The sequence below is a fragment of the Oceanobacillus sp. MO10714A genome, from assembly GCF_037072045.1.
GTDB lineage: Bacteria > Bacillota > Bacilli > Bacillales > Amphibacillaceae > Oceanobacillus > Oceanobacillus indicireducens.
Genome location: NZ_JAXHDC010000118.1, coordinates 1 through 1,221 on the forward strand (window position 1 = coordinate 1; position 1,221 = coordinate 1,221).

1 protein-coding gene is annotated in these 1,221 nt (G+C 40.3%); it reads right to left on the reverse strand.

What is annotated here, in order from left to right; genetic code table 11:
* Nucleotides 1-80: 80 nt before the first annotated feature.
* Nucleotides 81-1,115: an IS30 family transposase gene (locus SPD53_RS19760; protein ID WP_156858118.1), complete on the reverse strand. Its 1,035-nt coding sequence runs from the start codon at nt 1,113-1,115 to the stop codon at nt 81-83.
* Nucleotides 1,116-1,221: the final 106 nt, after the last annotated feature.

The window sequence follows — 1,221 nt, forward strand, 5'->3', positions numbered from 1 at the left end:
CCTAAATTGCAATATTAAATGCAACACTTTATGTGAAACCACTATATAAGGTTTTTATGTCAATTTGTTGATTGTGTGGCCTAGGCCACACAATCAACAAATTGCGCAAAATTTTCCTCCGGGGTCTCGTAGTTTAATATTTTCCGGGGGAATGTGTTCATCCAGTTGGCAACTTCTGCAATGTGCTGGTCCGAGTATGCGTGAATCGGTTGCCCTTTCTTTATAAAACGTCTGAGTAGCCCATTATGACGTTCATTCGTCCCTCTCTCCCAAGATGCATATGGATGCGCAAAATAAACATCTATTCCCATTTCTTTTCCTTGTGCGCTAAGTTCACTAAATTCGGATCCGTTATCAGCTGTGATGCTTTTAAATGTCTTTTGAACGTTTGGGTATTCCTGAAATATACCTTCTAAAGCATCCCTTACTTCTGGTGCGTTCTTACCCGGTATGCGTTGGACAATGGCCATACGAGTCTTTCTTTCCACAAGAGTTAGAAGTGCCTGGTCTTTAGATTTGTGGCCAAGAACAGTATCAATTTCCCAATGCCCGAACTCTTCACGTGTGTCAATTGATTCTGGTCTTTCTTCAATGCTCGTTCCAAGGACTTTCTTATTACCTTTTGACTTTGAAGACTTTGTTTTGCGGCGTAGCTTCAAAACTAGGTCCATATTCTTCACTTTTAGATCGCCGTTATCAATCCAGTTATATAGGGTTTTCGTGCAAGGAACAGAATCGAATGTATTTTGTTTTTTTGCATAGCCCACAACAACGTCGGGTGACCAGTTGTCTTTCAATATTTTCTCCTCAGCGAATAATATGAATTCCCATGAAGCCATCAAGATAGTCGGAGCACCACAGTTTCTTCTGTTCTCCTCATAAACACGTGCGCCAACGTCAGGAAAGTATTTCTTGTAGGGTTTACGATTGGTATCGATTTGTTCGACTGTGCCCCGCTTTAGTTCTCGAGATACTGTACTGTGATCGCGTCCAATTTTCTCTCCAATTTCTCTTAAAGACAAACCTTGCTCCCTGTATGCAGCTATTTGTCCTCTTTCAATTTCAGTTAAATGTGTATAGCTTCGTTTTTTCGTGTTAGAATGAGAGTGAGTCATCGTGATTTACCTCCGTATGTTTATGGTTTTGGTCAACTTTAACTATACGTGGTTTCACGATGGCTTTCTATTTATTTAGCTGTTGCATTTCATTTTACAATGAAGC